General features: G+C 52.2%; 15 protein-coding genes. 1 reads left to right on the forward strand and 14 read right to left on the reverse strand.

Features of this window, described 5'->3' with window-relative positions; genetic code table 11:
• Positions 1-6: 6 nt before the first annotated feature.
• From B5D63_RS21000 to B5D63_RS21060, 13 genes are all read right to left on the reverse strand, one after another.
• Positions 7-771, reverse strand: coding sequence for an SDR family NAD(P)-dependent oxidoreductase (locus B5D63_RS21000; RefSeq protein ID WP_078670805.1), 765 nt, complete (start codon positions 769-771; stop codon positions 7-9).
• Positions 772-781: 10 nt separating this feature from the next.
• Complete coding sequence (dgoD, locus tag B5D63_RS21005) at positions 782-1,960, reverse strand: galactonate dehydratase (protein ID WP_078670806.1); 1,179 nt, start codon at positions 1,958-1,960, stop codon at positions 782-784.
• Positions 1,957-3,279, reverse strand: coding sequence for an aspartate aminotransferase family protein (locus B5D63_RS21010; RefSeq protein WP_078670807.1), 1,323 nt, complete (start codon positions 3,277-3,279; stop codon positions 1,957-1,959). The genes dgoD and B5D63_RS21010 overlap by 4 nt, the downstream gene beginning before the upstream one ends.
• 36 nt (positions 3,280-3,315) lie before the next feature.
• The gene (locus B5D63_RS21015; RefSeq protein ID WP_078670808.1) at positions 3,316-4,566 is read right to left on the reverse strand and encodes a glycosyl hydrolase family 28-related protein; all 1,251 of its coding nucleotides are present in this window, start codon (positions 4,564-4,566) and stop codon (positions 3,316-3,318) included.
• 37 nt (positions 4,567-4,603) lie between these two features.
• Positions 4,604-6,070: a RagB/SusD family nutrient uptake outer membrane protein gene (locus tag B5D63_RS21020; protein ID WP_078670809.1), complete on the reverse strand. Its 1,467-nt coding sequence runs from the start codon at positions 6,068-6,070 to the stop codon at positions 4,604-4,606.
• Between the two features lie 18 nt (positions 6,071-6,088).
• Positions 6,089-9,163: a SusC/RagA family TonB-linked outer membrane protein gene (locus B5D63_RS21025; RefSeq protein ID WP_078671342.1), complete on the reverse strand. Its 3,075-nt coding sequence runs from the start codon at positions 9,161-9,163 to the stop codon at positions 6,089-6,091.
• 379 nt (positions 9,164-9,542) lie between these two features.
• The gene (locus tag B5D63_RS21030) at positions 9,543-10,181 is read right to left on the reverse strand and encodes a GntR family transcriptional regulator (RefSeq protein ID WP_078670810.1); all 639 of its coding nucleotides are present in this window, start codon (positions 10,179-10,181) and stop codon (positions 9,543-9,545) included.
• Positions 10,182-10,275: 94 nt separating this feature from the next.
• Complete coding sequence (locus B5D63_RS21035) at positions 10,276-10,863, reverse strand: TlpA family protein disulfide reductase (protein WP_078670811.1); 588 nt, start codon at positions 10,861-10,863, stop codon at positions 10,276-10,278.
• A gap of 203 nt (positions 10,864-11,066) precedes the next feature.
• Positions 11,067-11,528 (reverse strand): SRPBCC family protein, encoded by a 462-nt coding sequence (locus B5D63_RS21040; protein WP_078670812.1) that lies wholly within the window; start codon positions 11,526-11,528, stop codon positions 11,067-11,069.
• 25 nt (positions 11,529-11,553) lie between these two features.
• On the reverse strand, positions 11,554-11,883 hold the full coding sequence (locus B5D63_RS21045) for an ArsR/SmtB family transcription factor (protein WP_078670813.1): 330 nt from the start codon (positions 11,881-11,883) through the stop codon (positions 11,554-11,556).
• A gap of 169 nt (positions 11,884-12,052) precedes the next feature.
• Positions 12,053-14,812, reverse strand: a complete 2,760-nt coding sequence (locus tag B5D63_RS21050) for a glycoside hydrolase family 78 protein (RefSeq protein WP_200817060.1) — start codon at positions 14,810-14,812, stop codon at positions 12,053-12,055.
• An 18-nt stretch (positions 14,813-14,830) separates the two neighbouring features.
• Positions 14,831-16,339, reverse strand: coding sequence for a RagB/SusD family nutrient uptake outer membrane protein (locus B5D63_RS21055; protein ID WP_159456107.1), 1,509 nt, complete (start codon positions 16,337-16,339; stop codon positions 14,831-14,833).
• An 18-nt stretch (positions 16,340-16,357) separates the two neighbouring features.
• Positions 16,358-19,486, reverse strand: coding sequence for a SusC/RagA family TonB-linked outer membrane protein (locus B5D63_RS21060; protein WP_078670815.1), 3,129 nt, complete (start codon positions 19,484-19,486; stop codon positions 16,358-16,360).
• Positions 19,487-19,806: 320 nt separating this feature from the next.
• On the opposite strand from B5D63_RS21060, the gene B5D63_RS21065 reads away from it, so the two are divergent.
• A complete protein-coding gene (locus B5D63_RS21065; protein WP_143313019.1) occupies positions 19,807-20,412 on the forward strand; it encodes a hypothetical protein in 606 nt (201 codons plus the stop codon).
• A gap of 3 nt (positions 20,413-20,415) precedes the next feature.
• On the opposite strand, the gene B5D63_RS21070 is transcribed toward B5D63_RS21065, so the two are convergent.
• On the reverse strand, positions 20,416-20,781 hold the full coding sequence (locus B5D63_RS21070) for a winged helix-turn-helix transcriptional regulator (protein WP_078670817.1): 366 nt from the start codon (positions 20,779-20,781) through the stop codon (positions 20,416-20,418).
• Positions 20,782-20,832: the final 51 nt, after the last annotated feature.

Raw genomic sequence — 20,832 nt, forward strand, 5'->3', positions numbered from 1 at the left:
CGTTTGTTACAAGAGAGACAGGCCACCATCCATCAGCAGCACGCTGCCGGTGATATGCCTGTTTTCCGGGTCACAGAGGCGCACCACCTCGCGGGCCACCTGCTGCGGTGTGATCAGCTGCCGCACGGGCGTTTTCAGGCGCGCATGCTCTTTCTGTTCCGGCGCCTGTTGCCATACCACGCGGCTAAGGCCAGCGTCTACATAACCCGGGGCGATCTCGTTAACCATAATGCCATGCGGCGCCAGTTCCAGCGCCATACATTTGGATAACATACGCAGACCGGCTTTGGACACCGAGTACGCAGGGATATGGCTGTGCGCCACTTCCGCCGCCCAGCTGCCCACGAAGACAACGCTGCCGGTTACACGCTGTTCCAGCATACGGGCCGTGACCGCACGCGCCACATGAAAAGCACCGTCGAGGTTCACCCGCAGCTCTTGGCTCCACTGCTCCGCCGTGACCTGATACAGACCGGCGATGGTGACGGTAGCTGCATTGGCGACTACCATGCTCACCAGGCCCAATGCTGCTTCCGCGGCCTGCAGCCAGTGGTTTACCGCCGCCGCGTCGGATACGTCTACCTGTGCATAGTGACAGGGCGCCCCGATCGACTTCAGCTCCTCCAGCAATGGCCGGGCTTCCGCTTCGGGTTGTATGTCTCCCAGCGCCACTCCGGCGCCCTGCGCTGCAAACGCAAGCGCTGCCGCCCTGCCGATGTCGCCAAGGGCGCCACTGATCAGGACTGTTTTCTTTTCGAATAGTTTCTCCATAACCGCTGTTTTACCAGTCACCGACGCTGCCATCTTTATAGAACGTCCGCTGTAACACCTCCTGTTGGAAAGGATGTTTTTTCACGGCCGCTTCGTTGATCTCTATGCCCAACCCCGGGCGGTGATTGGGTTTTACGATCCTCCCTTTTTTCTCTACTGTAAATCCTTCGCTCACTACTTCCTCCCGCCACGGTACATCGTTGTGCACACTCTCACAAATCGCATAGGAAGGCGTGGCAAAGCCTAACTCAATCGATGCCGCAGTACTTACCGGTCCCTGCGGATTGTGCGGTGCTACCGCCACGCGATAAGCTTCCGCCAGCGCGGCAATCCGTCTTACTTCACTCAGTCCGCCACAGTGGGTGATATCCGGCTGGATCACGCTGACGGCGCGTTTCTCCAGCATGTCCCTGAAAGCATGCACGCCCACCAGCCTTTCTCCGCTGGCAATCGGTGTTTTCACCGCCTGCTGTATCCGGGCGATGTCTTCCATTGTTTCGGGCCAGCAGGGCTCTTCAAAGAAATAGAGGCCGTACGGTTCCAGCGCCTTCGCAAACTGAAGCCCCATCAACGGGCTGGGACGGGCGTGACAGTCCACCATGATATCGATGTCCTCTCCCACTGCTTCCCGCATAGCACGCACACAGGCTTCTGCATAACGGACAGGCTTCAGTCCTTCCAGCGGCATGGTTTCCGGTACCGCCATGGACTTAAACGCCGTAAAACCGTCTTCCACGGCACGTGCCGCCAGTTCGCCGAAACGGCCGGCATCATCCGGGCGTGTTTCATAGAAGTCCTCCATTTTGCCGCCGCCCAGATGGCAATACAAGCGGATATAATCTCTTACGCGCCCGCCCCATAACTCATGACAGGGTACGCCGTGGATCTTCCCCAGGATATCCCATAGGGCGATATCGATACCGCTGATGGCCGTGCCGCGAACGATACCGTTGCCATGCCAGAAATGCTGGCGGTACATCATCTGCCACAGATATTCGATGCGGCGCGGATCTTCGCCGATCAGCAGCTGGCTGATATCTTCCACAGCGCCTACCACCGCCCGTGTGTGCCACTCCAGCGTTGCTTCTCCCCAGCCCCACAGCCCGGGCTGGTCCGTGATGATTTTGATAAAGATCCAGTTACGCATCCGCGCGTGACAAACCTGTGTTTCTATCGCCGTTATCTTCATAGCGCTGCTAATATTGATTGGGTTTTGTCTAATGTTTCTTCGATGTCTTTGGTGGTATGCGCATAGGAGATACTACCCTGTTTGATCGGTAAAGGAAAGTTAAAGATTCCCTTTTCAATCAGCTTCAAACGGTATGTTTTATCAAACGTAAAATCATGGTGTTTCAATATATCATGATAATCCACCGGGTTGTGGTCCATAAAATACACACAAAAAGCGGAACCCTGGCGGGCAATATGGAAAGGCCTGCCGGAAGTACTGAAGATATCATTTAAACCATCTTCCAGCATTTGCCCCAGCGCGTTCACATGATCATACACCTTAAACTCCGCAGATGCCAGCTTCCGCACGGTGGCAATGGCCGCCGCCGTGGTCAGCGGGTGTGCATTAAAAGTACCGGCGATCAGTACTCTTTTGCTTTTATCGGGATGGATAAAGTAATCCATATATTTTTTCTTCCCGGCGATCACGCCCACCGGGTAACCGTTGGCCACCGCCTTACCAAAAGTACTCAGGTCAGGGGTAACGCCACACAGCTGCTGATAGCCGCCTAACGCATGACGGAAGCCTGTCTTCACTTCATCAAAGATCAATAGAAAACCTTGCTCGTCGGCCAGCCGGCGCAGCGCTTCGAGGTAACCCGCCTGTGGTTTCACCACGCCGATGTTCTGTAAGATGGGTTCCAGCAGGATACCCGCTACCGGGTAACGTTGCAGGATATACTCCACAGAAGCGATGTCGTTGTAGTTGATCACATGCACCAGCGACGAATGACCTTCCGGGATACCGGCGGAAAGAGCATCAAACGGATACTCTCCCGGGCTGACACGCTCTCCCACATCTGCGAGGCTGCTGATCACATTACAGGCAACGTCATTATGCCAACCGTTGTAACCGCCCTGCATAACTATGATATGGTTTTTGCCGGTAACGGCGCGGGCTATACGTATTGCGTGATAAGTCGCTTCAGACCCTGTCGTGGTAATTTCGATGCTCTCCGCAGAAGGTACGCTGCCGCAGAAAAGCTGCGCAAATTCCCCTTCGAGGTTGGTGGGGCCGGCGCCCATCAGAAGTGTTGCATTATCCAGTGCAGCGCGTACCGCGTTATTCACGTCCGGGTCGTTGTGTCCCAGGAAAGAGGCTGCGAAACCCGCCTGGTAGTCGATGTATTCGTTTCCTTCCAGGTCTTTCACCCGGCTCCCCTGTCCGCTGACAAAACAAATATTGGGATCTGACTTACGGTTCAGGGATACCACGCCACCGGGTATCCATTGTTCATTGCTCTTTAAAAGCGAGGATGATTTGGGCCATGCGTTCATAATAGCGATGCTGTTAAAATTTATGTAAAATCTCACTTATTTCATGTTCCTGACAGACACCCCGCTGATACGGCAGTTTTTAATGACTGCACCGGCGGCCTGCCACAGCAGGTCGCCCTGTATTTGCTGATGCCGGATGTCTACCTGATCGATATGAAGAGAATCGATGATTGTATGTTTATCGAACGAAAACTGCGGATTGGCGTAACGCCGTTCCTCCCGGCTCACGCGGCTGATATCCAGCCGGTCTATCACCGATTGTCTGACGCAGATAACGCCATATTCTGTGGGATACCACGCCTGCGTGGAACGGCCATATACATTGGCGCCCGACACCTCCCTGATGGTTACATTTGAGAAGTAGCCGGTCTTGTCGAAAAGGCTGTAAAACAGGACAGAAGCCATCGCAGTATTGCCATGTACATTTTCTATGGTGATATCACTCACCTTCCTGTTTTCAAACGTATAAAAAGCAACTGCCTTGAGCGTGGGGATGGAATCGTATATATTTTCAGGGGTAATATTGCGTACGGTGATGTCCCGGTAGTCCACAGCAGGGAAAGGCGCCATTTTCCCCTGGAAACAGGCGCCTCCCGCTGCAAATGCCACCAGGTCGTCGTTGGTAAACCCGGAAATATTTTCGATGCGGACATGGTTGCCCCCACCGGTCACACCATCGCCGTTTTGCCCGAGCGCACTGGTATGTCGGGCATCTTTGAAAGGGTTCTGCTGAAAATGGACATCGTGTATGTGTACGGTGTCACATTCCATGTAGGCGATGCCCCAGCTCCGGGTACTGTCAATCTGCAGGTTACTTACCTCCAGCTGCCGCACCTTATAGAAGAACATACCGAAACAAAATTCGGAGCTGTCTACCGTGCTGCGGATAGTCCGTGTCTGCGTCCATCCGTTACCGTTCCATTTGCCACCTGTCACCTTAATATGCGCGTTCCCGTTGACCTGATCTTCATTCTGCAACAGGTACTGGTTACTGGAGGGTTTCAGCTCGATATAGGCATCCGGACTGGCTTCCAGCGTAAAATAAGAAGGTAGCCTGATGGGCTGCGCGATCAGGTAGTGCCCTTTCGGAACAAATATTTTGCGTGTCCCGTTCTTTTGTGCCTTGACAATAGCCCGTTGAAAGGCTTTACTATCGTCCGTATTACCGTCCGCCAGGGCACCATGAGCGCGCACGTTGGTCACCTGCTGTGCATAGGATATTATACCACCCAGCATCACCAGGCTGACAAGTATGATCCTTTTAACAATTTCCTTCTGGTACAACATCCCGTGCAATTAAAGCGTATGATTGGTTTCTGATGATTTAGTATCCTTCGTTCTGCTTCAGCACACCTGGGGTATACTGATCGATCTGGCGCTGCGGCACCGGGAAAACTGCCATCGTAGCCAGGGGCGACAGCGTCACCCTGGTGGCCGTACTCGTCGCCGGGTTGTAGTCCCGCTCTTCCTCCTTCATTACCGTCAAGAAACGGCCGGTACGCACCAGGTCGGCCCACCTTTCGTTTTCGTAGGCCAGTTCCAGTTGCCTTTCCAGCAGCAGCTTGTCGAGAAAGTTGTCGGCGCCGGCGATATCTGCAGCGGTATAGTTGTGGGCCGCATCCCCGAAAGCTCTCTCCCTGACCATATTCAGCTGTATCAGCGCATTGGCTTTATCGCCGCTGTTGTACAATGTTTCGGCATAGAGCAGTACTACATCGGCGAGGCGCAATACAGGCAGGTCCTGGCCGGAAGTAGCGCCGGTGAATTTGGTCGCGTACTTTTTCACATACGGGCCCCATGCCGGCGGATCATTGGGAGAAGTAGCCTTTACCACGTAGTCGGAGATAGTGGATGCTTTGCGGCTGTCGCCGTTGATATACTTTTTGTTCAGGCTCCAGGAGGGAAAGGCATACTGGTTGCCCGAGCCTACAATACCGGCAAGGCCGCCGATCGGTGCGTAATCGATCCCCAACGAATGCCCATTGGCCCCGTCGGTGTATTTGATCGCAAGGATAATTTCTTTGTTGTCTTCCGAGGCAAGGCTCCACAAAGTGGCAAAGCTGGGCTCCAGTTGGTAGCCAAAATCCCGGATGGTTTTTTCCAGGTAAGTTTTGGCGTTGGCCCAGTCTTTCCGGTATACGTACACCTTTCCCAGCAGCCCGGTGGCAGCGCCTTTACTGGCGCGGCCTTTAACCGCTGCAGCCGGAGCCGGCAGCAGATCAATCGCCGCTTTTAAATCGGCGATGATCAGCTCATAGATTTTATCGGCTGATTCCCTCGACATATTTTTCGCTTCGCTGATGGAAGGCGTTTTAGTCACCATCGGTACGCCACCAAACAGTTTCACCAGGTCGAAATAAAAGAGGGCGCGCATGAATTTCGCTTCACCGGTGAACTGCTCCTTTTTGCCGGGAGCGTAGTCAGCGGGGCGGTCAATATTTTCCAGTACGGCGTTAGCACGACCGATGCCGTAAAAACATTTCTCCCAGAAATCGGCTACAGCAGTATTTTCCGCGTTGACGGTGAGATAATCGAGATCGTTCACACCGGGCATGGCGGTACCCATGTAAAGATTATCGCCGGGCATTTCCATCAGCAGGTAGTCTTTCGGTTTGCGGTCCTGCATGCTGCTATAGATCCCGATGACTGCCTGGTCCATATCGTTGGACGTTTTATAGAAGTTATTGGTCGTCAGGGAGGAATCCGGCGTCATGTTCAGCAGGCTGTTAGTACAGCTGCTACCGGCGAGTGCCAGGAGAAACACCGGTATATATAGTTTGTTCTTTTTCATGGAATACGCTTTTGCTGATTAGAAGTTAAAATTGAATCCCAGCGCATAGATGCGGCTGATGGGTTCTGCTCCGTAGTTGGCGCCCGGCATGCTGGCAACACCGTTCACCTCCCCTTTCGTATAACCTTCCGGGTTATATCCATGGAATTCTTTTTTGGTGAAGATGAACAGGTTGCTGGCAGAGAGGTACATCCTGAAGTTGGTCACCCGCAGTTTGCGGACCAGTGTTTCCGGCAGGGTATACCCAAGGTTTACGTTACGAATGGCAAGGAAGGAGGCGTCTTCTATATAAGCGTCAGACATCGTCTGGAATCCCAATGTGTTGAGGGCGCTGGCCGGCACTTTCCCGTTGCCCGGATCTGATGGCGACCACCACTGGTTTTCCACCAGCGAGCGGCGCATCGCGCCCAGCAGCGCTCCCTGGTAAAACTGATTTTCGTAGTTGTACATTTTGGCGCCGAGGGATGCCTGCATAGCGATGCTCAGGTCAAAATTGTTGTAAGAGAAATTGTTCACCATGCCAAGGATGGCTTTGGGCTGGAAGTTGCCCAGCAGTTGTTTGTCGTTGGCATCGATTTTTTTATTGCCATCGGTATCCTCAAATTTCGGGTTACCCGGCCGGGAACCGGCAATGCCAGGATTGGCCGCCACGTCGGCGGCATCTTTATAGACACCGTTGATCTTATAACCATAGTAGGAGAACATGGGCTCCCCTACGCGCAATATCCAGTTCATATTGGAAGAAGGGTCCGCGATGATCACGTTGTTGACGCCCCCGAGGTCTTCTACCGTATTACGGTTACGGGAATAGTTGAACGAAGTTTGCCAGTTGAATTTACCGACGATATTCCGGGTATTCACCTCAAACTCGATCCCACGGTTGCGGATCTCCCCGATGTTGGTCATGGTGGTACCAAAACCGGTGGTGGCCGGAACCGGCATGCTGTACAGCAGGTCGGTGGTGCGTTTGTCGTAGTAATCGAATACGATGCTGATACGGTTGTCCAGTACGGAGAGTTCACCGCCGATGTCGATGCCTTTGGTCTTTTCCCAGCCGAGCTGGCTGTTGCCGTAGCTGATGGCGGCCTGCCCTTTGGACACCACGTTACCGGGGGAATAGAAGGTGTTGCCCATCAGTCCGAGATACTGGAAGTCGCCGATATTGAAATTGCCTGTCACGCCCCAGCTGGCTCTCAGTTTCAGGTCACTGATCGGCTGAAAATCTTTCAGGAAGCTTTCCTGTTTTACGCGCCAGGCGGCGGACACAGAGGGGAAGTAACCCCAGCGGTTGTCCGGACCGAAGCGGGAGCTGGCATCTGTGCGGATGGAGGCAGACAGCAGGTATTTATCTTTATAGCCATAGTTCACGCGGGTGAAGTAGGAAATAAGTCCCCATTTGCTTTTCACGGTATTGCTGTTGGGCGCCAGGGTGGCGTTGCCCATTGTGTGTACAATATCGTTGTTGTAACTGCCGGCAACGGCGTAGAGGTTGACCGCTTTGCTGTCGTTACGCTGATAGGAAGCGCCTGCGATGGCTGACAGATCGTGACCACCTTTGAAGGTGGTGTTATAGCTCAACACGTTTTCGTTGAGGATATTAATATTATTGGTGGTGATGTCGGTACCTGAGTTTTTGGCGGCGCTGGTAGCCCAGGAAGCCTGGAACTCATCGCGGTTGCTGAAGTCCATGGTAGTACCTACGGAAGAGCGGAAGCTCAGGCCTTTGGCCAGGTTCAGTTTCAGGTAGGCTTCACCGATGTTACTGAAGCTGCTGCCATAATATTCAGATCCTTCCAGTGTAGCCATCGGGTTTACCTGCCCGGTGACGACAGCGCCCCAGTATTCACGGGCTTTGGGATAGGTACCGTTAGGACGCTGCACGTCTACAAAAGAAGGGTATTTGGAATAGTTAGGAATTTCGGAAGGGTTGTAGCGGCGTTTGGAATAGGTAGGGTTCAGCATGAAACCTACGCTCACCACTTTGCTGGCCTGCACGTCTACATTGGCTCTGAGGCCATAGGTTTTAAACCATGTGTTGACCATGGAACCTTGTTCATCTTTATAAGTGGCCGCTACGTAGTAGGTAGCCTTGTCGGTGCCACCGCTGGCGGAAATGTTATAACTCTGTATGGGCGCAGTGCGCATGACAGCGTCCTGCCATACTACATGCCCGGTTTTCAGCACGTCGCTTACCTGGTAGGCGGCGGGCCTTCTGGCATCGCCCCATACAGGGAGACTAACGTCGCCGCCTACCCAGCCGTATTCTCGGTTTTGGTATTTAACGGCATAATTATAGTATTCATCGCCGGTGATCCAGTCGTTGTGTACGATGGCTTTGCCCAGGCCTGCATAGCCGTTGAAGTTAAATTTCGGTTTGCCCGCCACGCCTTTTTTCATGGTGACGAGGATAACGCCACCGGCTGCACGCGAGCCATAGATGGCAGCGGAAGAGGCGTCTTTCAGCACTTCTACGGATTGCACATCGTTCATATTGATCATGCCGAGGTTACCGCCGGGGATGCCGTCGATAACGATCAGCGGATCGTTGCCTGCGCTGATGGAGCCGATGCCGCGGATACGGATGGTAGGGGCTGAACCGGCCTGGCCGCGTGACTGTGAGATATTCACGCCTGCCATGCGGCCCACCAGTGCTGCTTCCGGGCGGCCGGCAGGCACCTGGTCGAGTATTTTATTTTCCACTTTGGCCACAGAGGCGGTCACCGAACTTTTCTTTACCGCGCCATAGCCAATGACCACTGTTTCGTTTAATGTTGTTTTGCTCTGAGGCAGGGAGATAAAAATGGTATGGCGGTTGCCGACAGCCGTTTCTTTCTTATCATAACCGATGTAGGTGAAGGAGAGCACATCACTGCTGGCAGCACGGATGGTAAAGCGGCCTTCCGCATTGGTAGATGCGCCGGTTTGGGTGCCTTTGATAAATACCGTGACACCCGGAAGCGCAGCCTGGGTAGCACTGTCGAGCACTGTACCCTTGATTTCCCTGACCTCCTGTGCCATCAGCTTTTGTGGCTTGCAAAGACCTGCCACGAGCGATAGCAGGGTTGCAAATAGGTAAAGGTGTGTTCCTTTCATAATGATGGTTAGATAAAAATGGTTAGATAATCCCGTGCGCATGATCAGTCATGCGCCGGTGCTGTTGACATGTTCACCCGCCGGATACAGATTTCAGAGGAGGATGATTTTTTCGCGATTTACTTTATAGACCGTTCATTGTTCTGTCAGATTGGTAAGAACATATGTCGGCATTACAGGTTGATAATACGGGCGCGGCTACACGATGCGTCGTCACTGCCCGCAAGTTTCACATAACGTTGGCTTTGGTACCGGCCGGGAACGGACAGTTGTTCGCCACTCTGTTTACAAATATATTCAAATTTTGTAAACAAAAAAATATTTGCAAAAAAATCCGGAGAGAGGAAATTCCGGGGGAAAAGGAGAAATACAGGAGGGGTTATTCTACTTCCAGGGTGGTAACTTCTCCACGCAGCAAATGCTTTACCAGCGCTTCTTCCGCTTTCTTTACGTCTTTATTCTTCAGGGCCTGCAGGATGGCGCGATGCTCTTCGTCCGTCTGTTCATAGTCGTCCATCTGCACCAGCATCTTACCCAGCTTCATATGAAACAGGGGGATATTGCTGGACTGGTATATCTCCATCAGTTTGGTATTGCCGGAAAGCGCGATCAGGGTTTCGTGGAATTTCATGTCTGCCTCGCAGGCGCCGCTCATGTAGCCGCTTTTCACCATGTTGGTAAAGTCATCGCAGATTTTTTCCAGCGTGGTAATATCTGCTTTGGCAAGCTTCGGGATAGCCATCCGGATGGCGCCCAGCTCCAGCAGTTCGCGCAATTCGCGGATCTGGCGGATATCTTCGGCTGTCATGGACTTCACGAAGTAACCGCCCTTCTCTCCGAACACCACCAGGTTCTCACCCAACAGCCTGGTCAGGGCCTCCCGCACCGCCATACGGCTTACTTCTGCCTTCCTGGCCCACACGTCCTCTTTCAGGCGCATGCCCGGCACCAGTTGATTGGACAGTATCTTGCGGCGCAGCTCTACATATACTTTATTAGCTAATGAATCTGTTTTCATAGTAAATAATGTAAACGAAATATTTCTTCAAAAGTAAACAATTTTAAGATAGCTATAAGACTTCAGCGGTCACCACCGGCAAAATTTACAAAACCTAGGGTTTTTCAGCCAGCAACTGCTGAATATATTGATCCAGCAGGCGACTGCCGTAATCTGCCGCCCCGGTTTCCCGGAACACGATCCTGCCCGCCTTATCGATGATCAGCGTGGTGGGCAGCGTACCGTCGTATACATTTTGAGGTACATTTCCTGTCAGCAAAGTAACGGGCAACACGTAGCCGTTGTCCCGCATAAACGCGGCGGCCTTTTCCGGCTGACCATCGGCATCCACGATCAGGAACACCATACCGGGATTATCCTTCCACTGCCGGTACAACCGGTCCACAGAAGGCATCTCCGCCCGGCAGGGCGGGCACCAGGTAGCCCAGAAATTGATAAATACTACCTTACCTTTCAGGGCAGACAACGCCACCGGCGCGCCTGTGGCGGCATCGCGGAAAAGCATTTCCGGCGCCGGCAAGGCGTCTTCCGCCGTCTTCGGCACTGCCGGCTGAAATAGTCCCACTTTCATCAACTGTTGCAGAAACCATACTTTCCCTCCGGGAATGAATAAAATAGCCAGCAACCCACCTAACAACAAGGTGTAAATAATATTGGATGCAGAAAAAGAAGATCGGCGCATAAAGGGCAAGATAATAAAAATCCCAGGGCCATGGAGCGCCCCGGGATACGATATACATGATGTTAATGGTCGCCTTGCACGGTCTCCCGGACCTCATCCTCTTCCACCAGTCCGTCCATCTCCCCATCATCGCGGGAACCAGCCTTAAAAGGTGTAAAGAGCCATGAACGGAAGAAATCCTGCCCGTAACCCTGACTTCCGCCCTAGCACCGGGTTTCACTCTCAGGCGCCGGCACAAACTCCGGATCGAGGTACTTCGGCAGCGCATTGTTGATGAAGTAATTCCAGCCGCCGGTGAAACTTTCTCTCGTAAAGGATTTCAGATGCTGCGGGAATGTCTCCAGTCCTTCGTGCGTCAGTATCAACCGTGTTTTATCTCCTTCCGGCTGCAATTCAAACGTCAGCAGGGATTCACCTTCATAATTTTCATACTTCCAGGTATAGGACAGTTTTCTGGCGGGCACTACGGCCGTCACTACACAATGATGGATGTACTCAACATCCTGGTCTGCGCCTATAAAACTGAACGCAAACCCTACTTCCGGTTTAAAATCAGATACCTCAAAGTACCATACTTTCATTTTTTCTTTTACTGTCAATGCCTCCCATACTTTGTTGACAGGTGCATTCAGTAACCGTTCAACGACCAGCGGTTGATGTTTCATAAAGCGTGATTTAAAGCGTGAATATTTACTTCTTCCTTTTTTTCTTTTTACTATCCTCGTCCAGGAAAGCTTCCAGGGCATCCAGTTTTTTATTCCAGAACCGGCGGTAGTTCTCCACCCATTCCGATACTTCCTTCAGCTGATGCAGGTCAGCCCTGCAATGACGCTCCCTGCCCTGTTGCTGAATAACAATAAGCCCACATTCCGTCAATATCTTCACGTGTTTGGAAATTGCGGGGCGACTGATATCAAAATGGTCGGCCACCATGTTCAGGCTCAATGACCTGTCGGCCAACAGATGAATAATTTCCCTTCTGGTAGGGTCTGCTATCGCCTGAAAAACATCTCTGCGCATAAAATTTAATTTGTAACCGTTCAGTTACAAATATAGGTAACCGATTGGTTACAAAAAAATAAAAGTTTTTTGACCTGGAAAACAGGGATTCGTTTAACACGGGATGACCCATAAAAAACAGCCCCCACAGGCATACGCCTATGGGGGCCGCATTCATCATCAGTCACCATCAATTGTCACTCAGGATCTCATAGTCCCCCGACGGAATTTCATACACTGCATATCCATCTTCCATCCTGAGAAATTTCACATCCTTATTATCTGCCAGCGGCTTTCCGCCTTCTTTTATATTTTTTGCATCTTTTGCCGGCACATACACCGTCGCATGTGTATTAACAGGTACGCTTATACGCCATTTAAAAGACTTGTCTGTTTTTTCCCAGTTACTGCGGATCATACCGTAACCGGAGTGATACGAAGCGTCCACTTTTTTCAGGTCTCCTACCACCAGCGGTTTCATGATGATCTTTTTGAATCCGGGCGCAGCGGGGTCAGGCTGAATAGCGCCAAGGTCCTGGTAATACCATACTACCAGGTCGCCCAATAACATCACGTGGTTACCTGAGTTCATCGCCGGATCGGCGGTATTGCCGTTCCACAGCTCCCAGATAGTAGTAGCACCTTCCTTGGCCATATACCCCCAACTGGGGTAACTAGTGTTGGTGGCCAGCTGATAAGCGATATCCCCGCGGCCATTGTTGGTCAACGTGCGCATCAGCCACTCCGCTCCTACCAGACCGGTACTGATATGACCTTTATAGTCTTTGAGCGTTTTGTCGGCGATATGCCGGAACACCTGCTTTTGTTTGTCTACCGGCGCCAGCTGGTAAGCCAGCGAGAAGATATTGGCAGTAGGCGTATTGTTCGCATAATACCCTTCTTCCTGGTTCAGGAATTTTTTATTGAAGGCCGTTTTTACTTCTTCCCCCAGCGCTTTGAAAGACGCTACATCTGCAGGATTGCCGGTAATGGTCGCAAAACGTTCCATCAGCGTCAGCAGATGATAATAAAAAGCAGTACCCAGGAAATCGCCGGCGGTCTTGCGGGCCGGGTCCTTGGAATGTATCAGCTCCGGTGATTCCGGCGGCATACACCAGTCACCGTAAGTGTCTTTGGTGAGAATATGCTCTTTCATGTATTTGTCTTTCATATAGGCCATCCACTTTTTCATGGAGGCATAATGCTTACGAATGGGCTGGTCGTCGCCGTATTGTTCATACAGCAGGTTGGCGATGATCAGGTAAGCGGCAGGCCAGGTCATGTTATCGGAATACATCCGCCAGTAGGATGGCGCTACGTCAGGCACACTACCTTCAGCTGTTTGTGCATCCTCTATATCCTGGAGCCATTTGGCATACAGCAGATGGTTATCGAAAATAAAACTTTCTCCCCTGGCTCCCACGGCGCGGTCTCCCAGCCATCCCATGCGCTCGTCGCGTTGCGGGCAATCGGTAGGCATCCCACGGTAATTGCCACGGATGCCCCAGTAAGCATTCTTATAAACCTGGTTGATCACCTCGTTGGAGGTTTCAAAGTGACCGGTGGTCGCCATCTCATCATACACCACCCTGCCTTCGATAGCCGACAGGTCCGGCTTTCCTGGATAACCCGTCACTTCCACATAACGGAAACCATGATAGGTAAAACGCGGCTCCCATTCTTCTGTACTCTTTCCGTTCAGTGTATACTTGTCCGTTACCTTTGCGGAACGCAGGTTAGCCATGTACAGCGATCCGTCATCGTTCAGTCTTTCTGCAAACCGCAGCGCCACCTGTGTTCCGCCGGGACCTTTCACTTTCAGCCGTACCCAGCCCACGAAGTTCTGTCCCATATCATAGATAAACACACCGGGCTTTATCTCTTTTACCTGCAGCGCTTTAACGGTATCCATTACACGAATATTATTGTTCATCTGCGCGACCAGCAGATCTCCAGGTTTAGACACCAGCTGTACCGGCAACCAGGAAGCAGCGTTAAAGCCAGGCTTGCTCCATCCGGGCATTTCTTTGGTGGCGTCATATTCCTCCCCGTCATACTCATTATTGGCACCTACAGGGCCGCTGGCTGTTACCTTCCAGCTGTTATCGGTAACGATCCTGTCTGCCGACCCGTCTTCATACTGTACATCCAACTGGCAGATCATTTTCGGATAACCGAAATTGGTAATCGGCGGCAGGCCGGAACCATTGCCCCTCATGGAAAAATAACGGCCGTTACCAAGGATAGCGCCAATGGTATTGTCTCCCTGCTGTAGCTGCGATGTAACATTATACGTATTGTAGAACGTCCTTTTGTTATACTCCGTAGGACCAGGGGCCAGTACGTCTTTGCCGGTTTTGTTACCATTGATATACAATTCATACAGCCCCACCCCGCTGATATAAGCGGTCGCTTTTTTTACTTTTTTAGGGAGACGGAAATCTTTTCTCAGGTACCTGGCCGCTAAACGGGTAAAGGTATCTGTGGGCCGGTCGGTGGCGAAGGCGCTGTCCAGGCCGATCCACACCGCCTGCCAGTCGGACGGCTGCAGCAGCCCCATCGTCCACGACGCAGGCTCGCTCCACGCAGATTCTTTCCCGTCGCTGGTCCACACTTTTACTTTCCAGAAACAGGCATCGCCGGTGCCCAGCGGCTTGCCGGCATAGGCTACGCCGAGCGACTGGTCGGAACTGATTTTGCCGGAGTTCCACAGGTCCGCTTTATCCGCCTCCAGGTCCGCCAGTGAAGAGGCAACCATAATCTGGTAAGCCTGTTGCATCACATTCCGTTCATTACTGGTGATCTCCCAGCTGAGGCGGGGCGTGGCAGCATCTATGCCCAGCGGATTTTCACGGTATTCACAACGCAGGCGCGTCAACGCCGTATGACCTGTTTGTGCTGTACAGGCTACCGCGATAAACAAAAACAAAAGAACAATCTGTCTGATCATGATAAAAAATTTTGAATACTATTGCGGGTTTTGAGTCAGGTTATCCAGGTTAATATCTGTTTGCGGAATGGGCAACAGCAGCCGGTTCGTGGTCACCTGGTAAGCGTTGCCGGGTATATAATTTTTCTGTTGTTTCTCACGGAGACCATGTGCATTCATTATTTCCACGGCCTTACCGGTGCGCACCAGGTCGTACCAGCGATGGTTTTCAAAGGCCAACTCCACCTGTCGTTCGTGGTAGACGGCTTTTCTGAAATCTTCCTGGCTGGTGACGTTCAGCGCAGGGTCGGGATTGCCGGCGGTTTTCTTCGGCAGGCCCGCCCGGAGGCGCACCTGGTTCAGCAGATCAAAAGCTTCTCCGTTAGCTACAAAAGCCTGTTCATTCAGACACTCCGCGATCATCAGGAGCACGTCAGCGTAACGAAGCACCGGGAAGTTATCATTCGTGCGGCCCACCTCCGTATAGCCGTGGTTGTATTTCTTCACATAGGGTATCGCCACAAAACTACCGTTGGTTGCTTTATAGCCTTCGGCCAGCGAGACGTCTTTTCGCTTATCATTTGGCTCGTAGGCGCTGATCATGTCCGCCGTGGGAATATTCCATCCGGAGCCGCTGCCGTTGATGCTCGTCTTGCTGTCGCCCGTCACTGCGCTACCGGAAGTATACGGTGCAAAGATGTACATGAACGTACTGAACAGGCCTGTCTGTGCGCCCAGGTATTGTATTTCAAAAATAGATTCTGGTCCGTTCTTCTTTCCGGGTTCAAAGTTGTCCGCATAATCGGGCAGCAGGCTATAGCCTGAAGTCGTTGCCTTTTTGAGCGCTGTCAGCGCCTCGCTGTATTGGCGGCGGGTCAGATACACTTTACCCAGCAAAGTATAGGCGGCACCGGAAGTAGCCCTGCCTACGGAAGCGCCGGTATACGATGCCGGCAGCTTAGCCGCCGCGTCGGTCAGGTCTGCAATGATACGTGCATATACTTCCTCTGCGGTAGCCCGTCCTTTCGACAGCGCCCCGCCCGGCGCCACCACGGAATGGTCCCGCAGCGGCACGCCGCCGAACTGGCGCACCAGGTTAAAATAGTGAAAAGCACGGAGAAATTCAGCCTCGCCGGTATATTGGTCCTGCTTTCCCGCAGAGAATCCGGATTTTACATTCGGAATGTTATCCAGTACGTCATTGGCTCTTGAAATACCAACATAACTGTTCTTCCAGAAATTGGCAATACATTCCGCCGTAGCGCCGGCCAGGAACTCATCCACAAACTCCCATTGCTCATGGCCCCTGTCGGCCGTATTGTACTGGAAAGCGGTGTTATCGGAGCGCATCTCCCCGAAAATCCAGTAACTCTCTGTACCCAACGGTTGCAGGATATTATAGGCGCCGTTGACCGCCTGTTCTATCTCTCCTTCCGTTTTATAGAAAGCAGCGCCGTTGATGGAGGTTTCCGGATTCAGGTCGAGGAAACTTTTGCCGCAGCTGCATAAATAAATACTGATACCTAAAAAATAACAAACCCTTTTCATAAGACACATTTTTTCCTTTTAAAAAGACAGGTTGATACCCAGTGTGTAAGTCCTTGCCAGCGGATAATTGGTAAAATCTTCGCCCGGCGTCAACGCCGTACTGGTAGCGTTACCGGACACCGTTTTACGGCTCACTTCCGGATTGGCGCCGGAATAGCGGGTGAAGGTGTGCAGGTTCTGCACACTGGCGTATATACGTGCCCGTGAAATGAAACGGGTCCGTTGCAACCAATCCTTATTCAGGTTATAGCCTAAGGTCATGTTCTGAATACGCATAAAGGAGCCATTTTCGATCCACGACGAGTTTACGTCGCGGTAAATTACCCGTGCGCCGTTGGTAGTCGGTGTTTTGCCATCTCCCGGGTTTTGGGGAGAGCGCCAGCGGTCCAGCACACTCCTGTCTGTATTGAAGATACCATCGATGTTTTGCAGGTACTGGTTGGCTGTTTTCATCACCTGTCCGCCCTGTGCGCCTGTCAGCACAATACCCAGGTCGATGCCTTTAAAGGAGAAATTGTTGGTCAGCCCCCATACAAACTTCGGATTAGGGTCCCCGATGATGGCAAAATCGTTGACAGGTTCTATCACACCGTTACCGTCCACGTCTTTGTATTTGATGGAGCCTACCACCGAGGTGACATGCTTCGGCGACTTGTCCAGGTCTGCCTGGTCTTTATAAATGCCTTCCACCACGTAGCCATAAAAAAGCCCCACCGGTTTACCGACTTCGGTAATATGGGTAAAAGAGCCTTCCCCGCTCCTGCCGCTGTAGATGGGATCGTTGCGATCGTTGAGCGCCAGGACCTTGTTCCGGTTAAACGCTATATTGGCGTTAGTGGTCCAGGTGAAAGCGCCGCTGATATTCTCGCTGCTCACGCCCACTTCGAGGCCGTGGTTCTCTACTTTACCTGCATTGATGATCACGTTGGTATAACCGGAAGAGAGCGGGATTTCCGAATTGTACAACATCCCTTTGGTGAGCCGTTTGTAGTAGTCTACGGTTACGGTAATACGATTACGGAAGAGCCCTACGTCCACGCCGGCATCCAGCTGTGAAGACTCTTCCCAGGTAAGGTCAGGGTTACTGAGCGACGACGTAGTACGGCCGCTGGCGATCTGGTTGCCCAGCACATAATTGTTGGTAATTACGTTGGACATGTATGTATAGTTACCGATGTTATAGTTACCGGAGAGGCCGTAGCTCACTCTCGCTTTCAGGTCGCTCAGCCAGGAGACCTGTTTCAGGAAAGGTTCTTCCGAAGCTCTCCAGGCGATGGCGGCGGAAGGAAAGGTGCCGTAGCGGGTATTATAACCAAAACGGGAGGAGCCATCGGAACGGACCGTTGCGGTGAACAGGTATTTATCTTTAAATGCATAGTTGATCCTGCCGAGATAGGAGAGGATGGCCCATTCCTGCACGTCCTGTGTATAGGAAGGAATGGTGGCCGCAGCGCCGATGGGCTTAATGAGATCATCGGGATAGTTGCCGGCGTTGATCACCAGCACATCTTCGCGTGATTTCTGGGCGGTATAGCCCAATACCACGTTGAGGGAATGGTCTTTATGAAAGGTCCGGTCGTAGGTCAGCAGCATCTCCCCCAGCCAGTTGAGCCCATTGGCCTTTGACTGCGAGGAATTGGGGATGCTGGGCGGCGGGTTGTTGACGCCTCCCAGGAAAGATGGATTAAAGACAAACGTAGAGCCGTTGCCGTAACTGACATTAAAACTGCCTTTGGCTTTCAGTCCGGGGATAATTTCATATTCCGCGTAAGTAGTAGCCAGTCCTGTGAGCGATTTGATTTTAGTGGCGCCATACTCGAGGGAGTTTAGCGGGTTAGCGGCGCTGAACATGCCCGGGGAGCTGATATAAGGAGTACGGCCACCGTTTTTGTCCGTCACGGGGACCAGGGGACTTAACCACAGGCTGCGGGTAAGCACATCTGTAAAACCGTTCTCAAAATCATTGACCGCCTGCGTGTGGTACGTTGGTGCAAGGTTCAGTCCTATTTTGATTTTGCGGCCGATATTGCTTTCTATATTAGCCCTGACCGTATAACGATCGTAGCCGGTGTAGCGCAGTACGCCGTCCTGTTTGAAATAGCCAAAAGAGAAATAGTAGCGGGTGTTTTCGGAACCGCCACTAACGCTAACGGTTGTATTGTGCTGGGGCGCTTTGCGCAACACGGTATTGTACCAGTTGGTACCTTCGCCATACTGTTCCGGACGCCGGTATTCTTCGGGGATATCCGCATCGGTGGCTGTCTGGCCACGGGAGGCAAAATCATCCACGATGATATCTTTTCTGAACTGTGCAAACTCGCGGGCGTTCAGCATCCGGGGACGTCCTTTTTGCGGCACTTCCTGCATACCATAGTAGCTGTTGACCTGCACCAGCGGTACGCCTTTCTTCCCTCTTTTGGTGGTCACGATGGCTACCCCGTTGGAGCCGCGGCTGCCGTAGATGGCAGTAGAAGAGGCATCTTTCAGGATGGTGATGTTCTCTATATCGTCGGGATTGATGAAGCCCAGGGGGCTTGCCTGCTGACCGAAGCTGGCGGCAATGGGGAAGCCGTCTATCACAAAAAGGGGGTCGCTGCTGGCGCCGAAAGAGCCGGAGCCCCTGATTTTAATGGCAGCGCCACCGCCGGGTGTCCCCGACACTGCGCTCACCTGTACGCCGGGTATCTGTCCGGTCAGTTTCTGGTCTACCCCTGCTACCGGCAAGTCCTGCATTTGTTTGCTGCTGAGCGTTGCTACTGCGCCGGTAAGGTCTTTTTTCTGGCGGGCGCCGTAACCGATAACAACCACTTCACTCAAACCGGCGGTGTTAGGCTTCAGCAATACGTTGATGACAGCCTGTGTGCCTACGACTACCCTTTTTTCTTCATAACCGATAAAGCGGAAAGACAGCGTTTCTCCTGGCGCCGCTGCGATGTGATAGACCCCTTTGGCGTCCGTCTGCGTACCGATGGTTTTACCTGCTACCTGCACCGTGACGCCGGTCAGTGCACCGGAGGTGGAATCTGAAACGATGCCGGTAATTTGTTTTTGTTGCGCCAGCAGGAGCTGGCTACATAGTAAAGGTAACAACCCACATAGCCAGGCATGGCGGTGCCATAGCCACAAACGTGCATAACGTTTAGACATAACGTGAAATCTTTTGTTGAACAATAAATGTTGACTATTGGAAAATTTCAGGCACAACTGTCCCGGCACGGGTCATAGTCCCGTGTAACAACAACGGTTATACGACATACTATTATTTCTGGAATCAGGCTGTCACAGCCCGCTGGTTGATACGCTCAATGGCATTTCGGCATAACGTGGAATTTTATCATGCAGTAATACGAAAGGTAAATTAGGACAAAAATACCGGGCAACTATCCTGTCCCATGCTGAGGCGGTTAAAAAAAGAATTGCAGGGGCATAATTGTTGAAGCGTTTCCGGTGTACCAATTTGTGGAATTATGGATTCGTCATTGACAGCAAGCGGGCTCATTCCCGCGCAACAAAAGGGCGGACAGTCCAATACCAGCTACTGCCGGCGTGCGGAAGATCCGGAGGCGGCGGTCGTGCTGTACGAAGTGGCCCGGCGCAGGCTGCTCGATGTAAATCAGTGGCAGTTACTGAGTGGTCCGCTCAGCGCCCGTTTCCAGCTGGTAAACCCGCAAGGCGAACCGATGTACCGTTCCGTCCGGGAAGGAGATTATATCCGTATCAATCTTCCCGGGCCCGGCCCCCATGCCGGCAGGGGGTTCGACTGGGTACAGGTAGAGCAGGTAAGCAGCCGGGAACAGGCGTATACGGGCATGCGCGTACGACCGTTACCATTGCCCCAATCGGCAGACAGGGAGACGGCGCATTTCTTTAAACATCACGCCACCAGTTCCTTTATTGTAGAGAAAAATGGTCTGGAGGTGAAAGCCAGTGTTTATGGCAGGAATGAGATCCCCAATACCGGTGTGCGGGCATTCCTGGACAAAGTCAGGAATTTATTCACCGCCATTGGCGCTATACTGGGGATGTCCAAGGCACAATGGGGCAACCTGGTGAAAGGGATTGTTGATGGTTGACAACTATTTATACAGCTGCTGGTCCTGGATATAATCGATACCTTGCTGCTTCAGATACCGGACGCCCCAGCTGCTCACAAATTCGTATAGCGGTGCCAGTGACTTCCCTTCTGCCGACAGTGAATAGCTGACCCGGTAGGGTTTCCGGGACAGCATAGTCTTAGTGATCAATAAGTCGCGCTCCAGCTCCTTCAGCTGCTGGCTGAGCATTTTCTCAGATACGCCCGGCAGGTTCTCTTTCAATTTTGCATAACTGCTTTGCTCCTGCCAGTGCAGATGCGACAGTATCAGCAATTTCCATTTGCCGCCAATGAACCCGAGGGTCACGTCCACCGGACAGGTATATGTCTTATCGTTTAATGTGATCATGGTCCCTACTTTTTGGTAAGTTCTTGCTCCCGCGATACATCTTGTATACAT

The organism is Chitinophaga eiseniae, assembly GCF_900167135.1.
GTDB lineage: Bacteria > Bacteroidota > Bacteroidia > Chitinophagales > Chitinophagaceae > Chitinophaga > Chitinophaga eiseniae.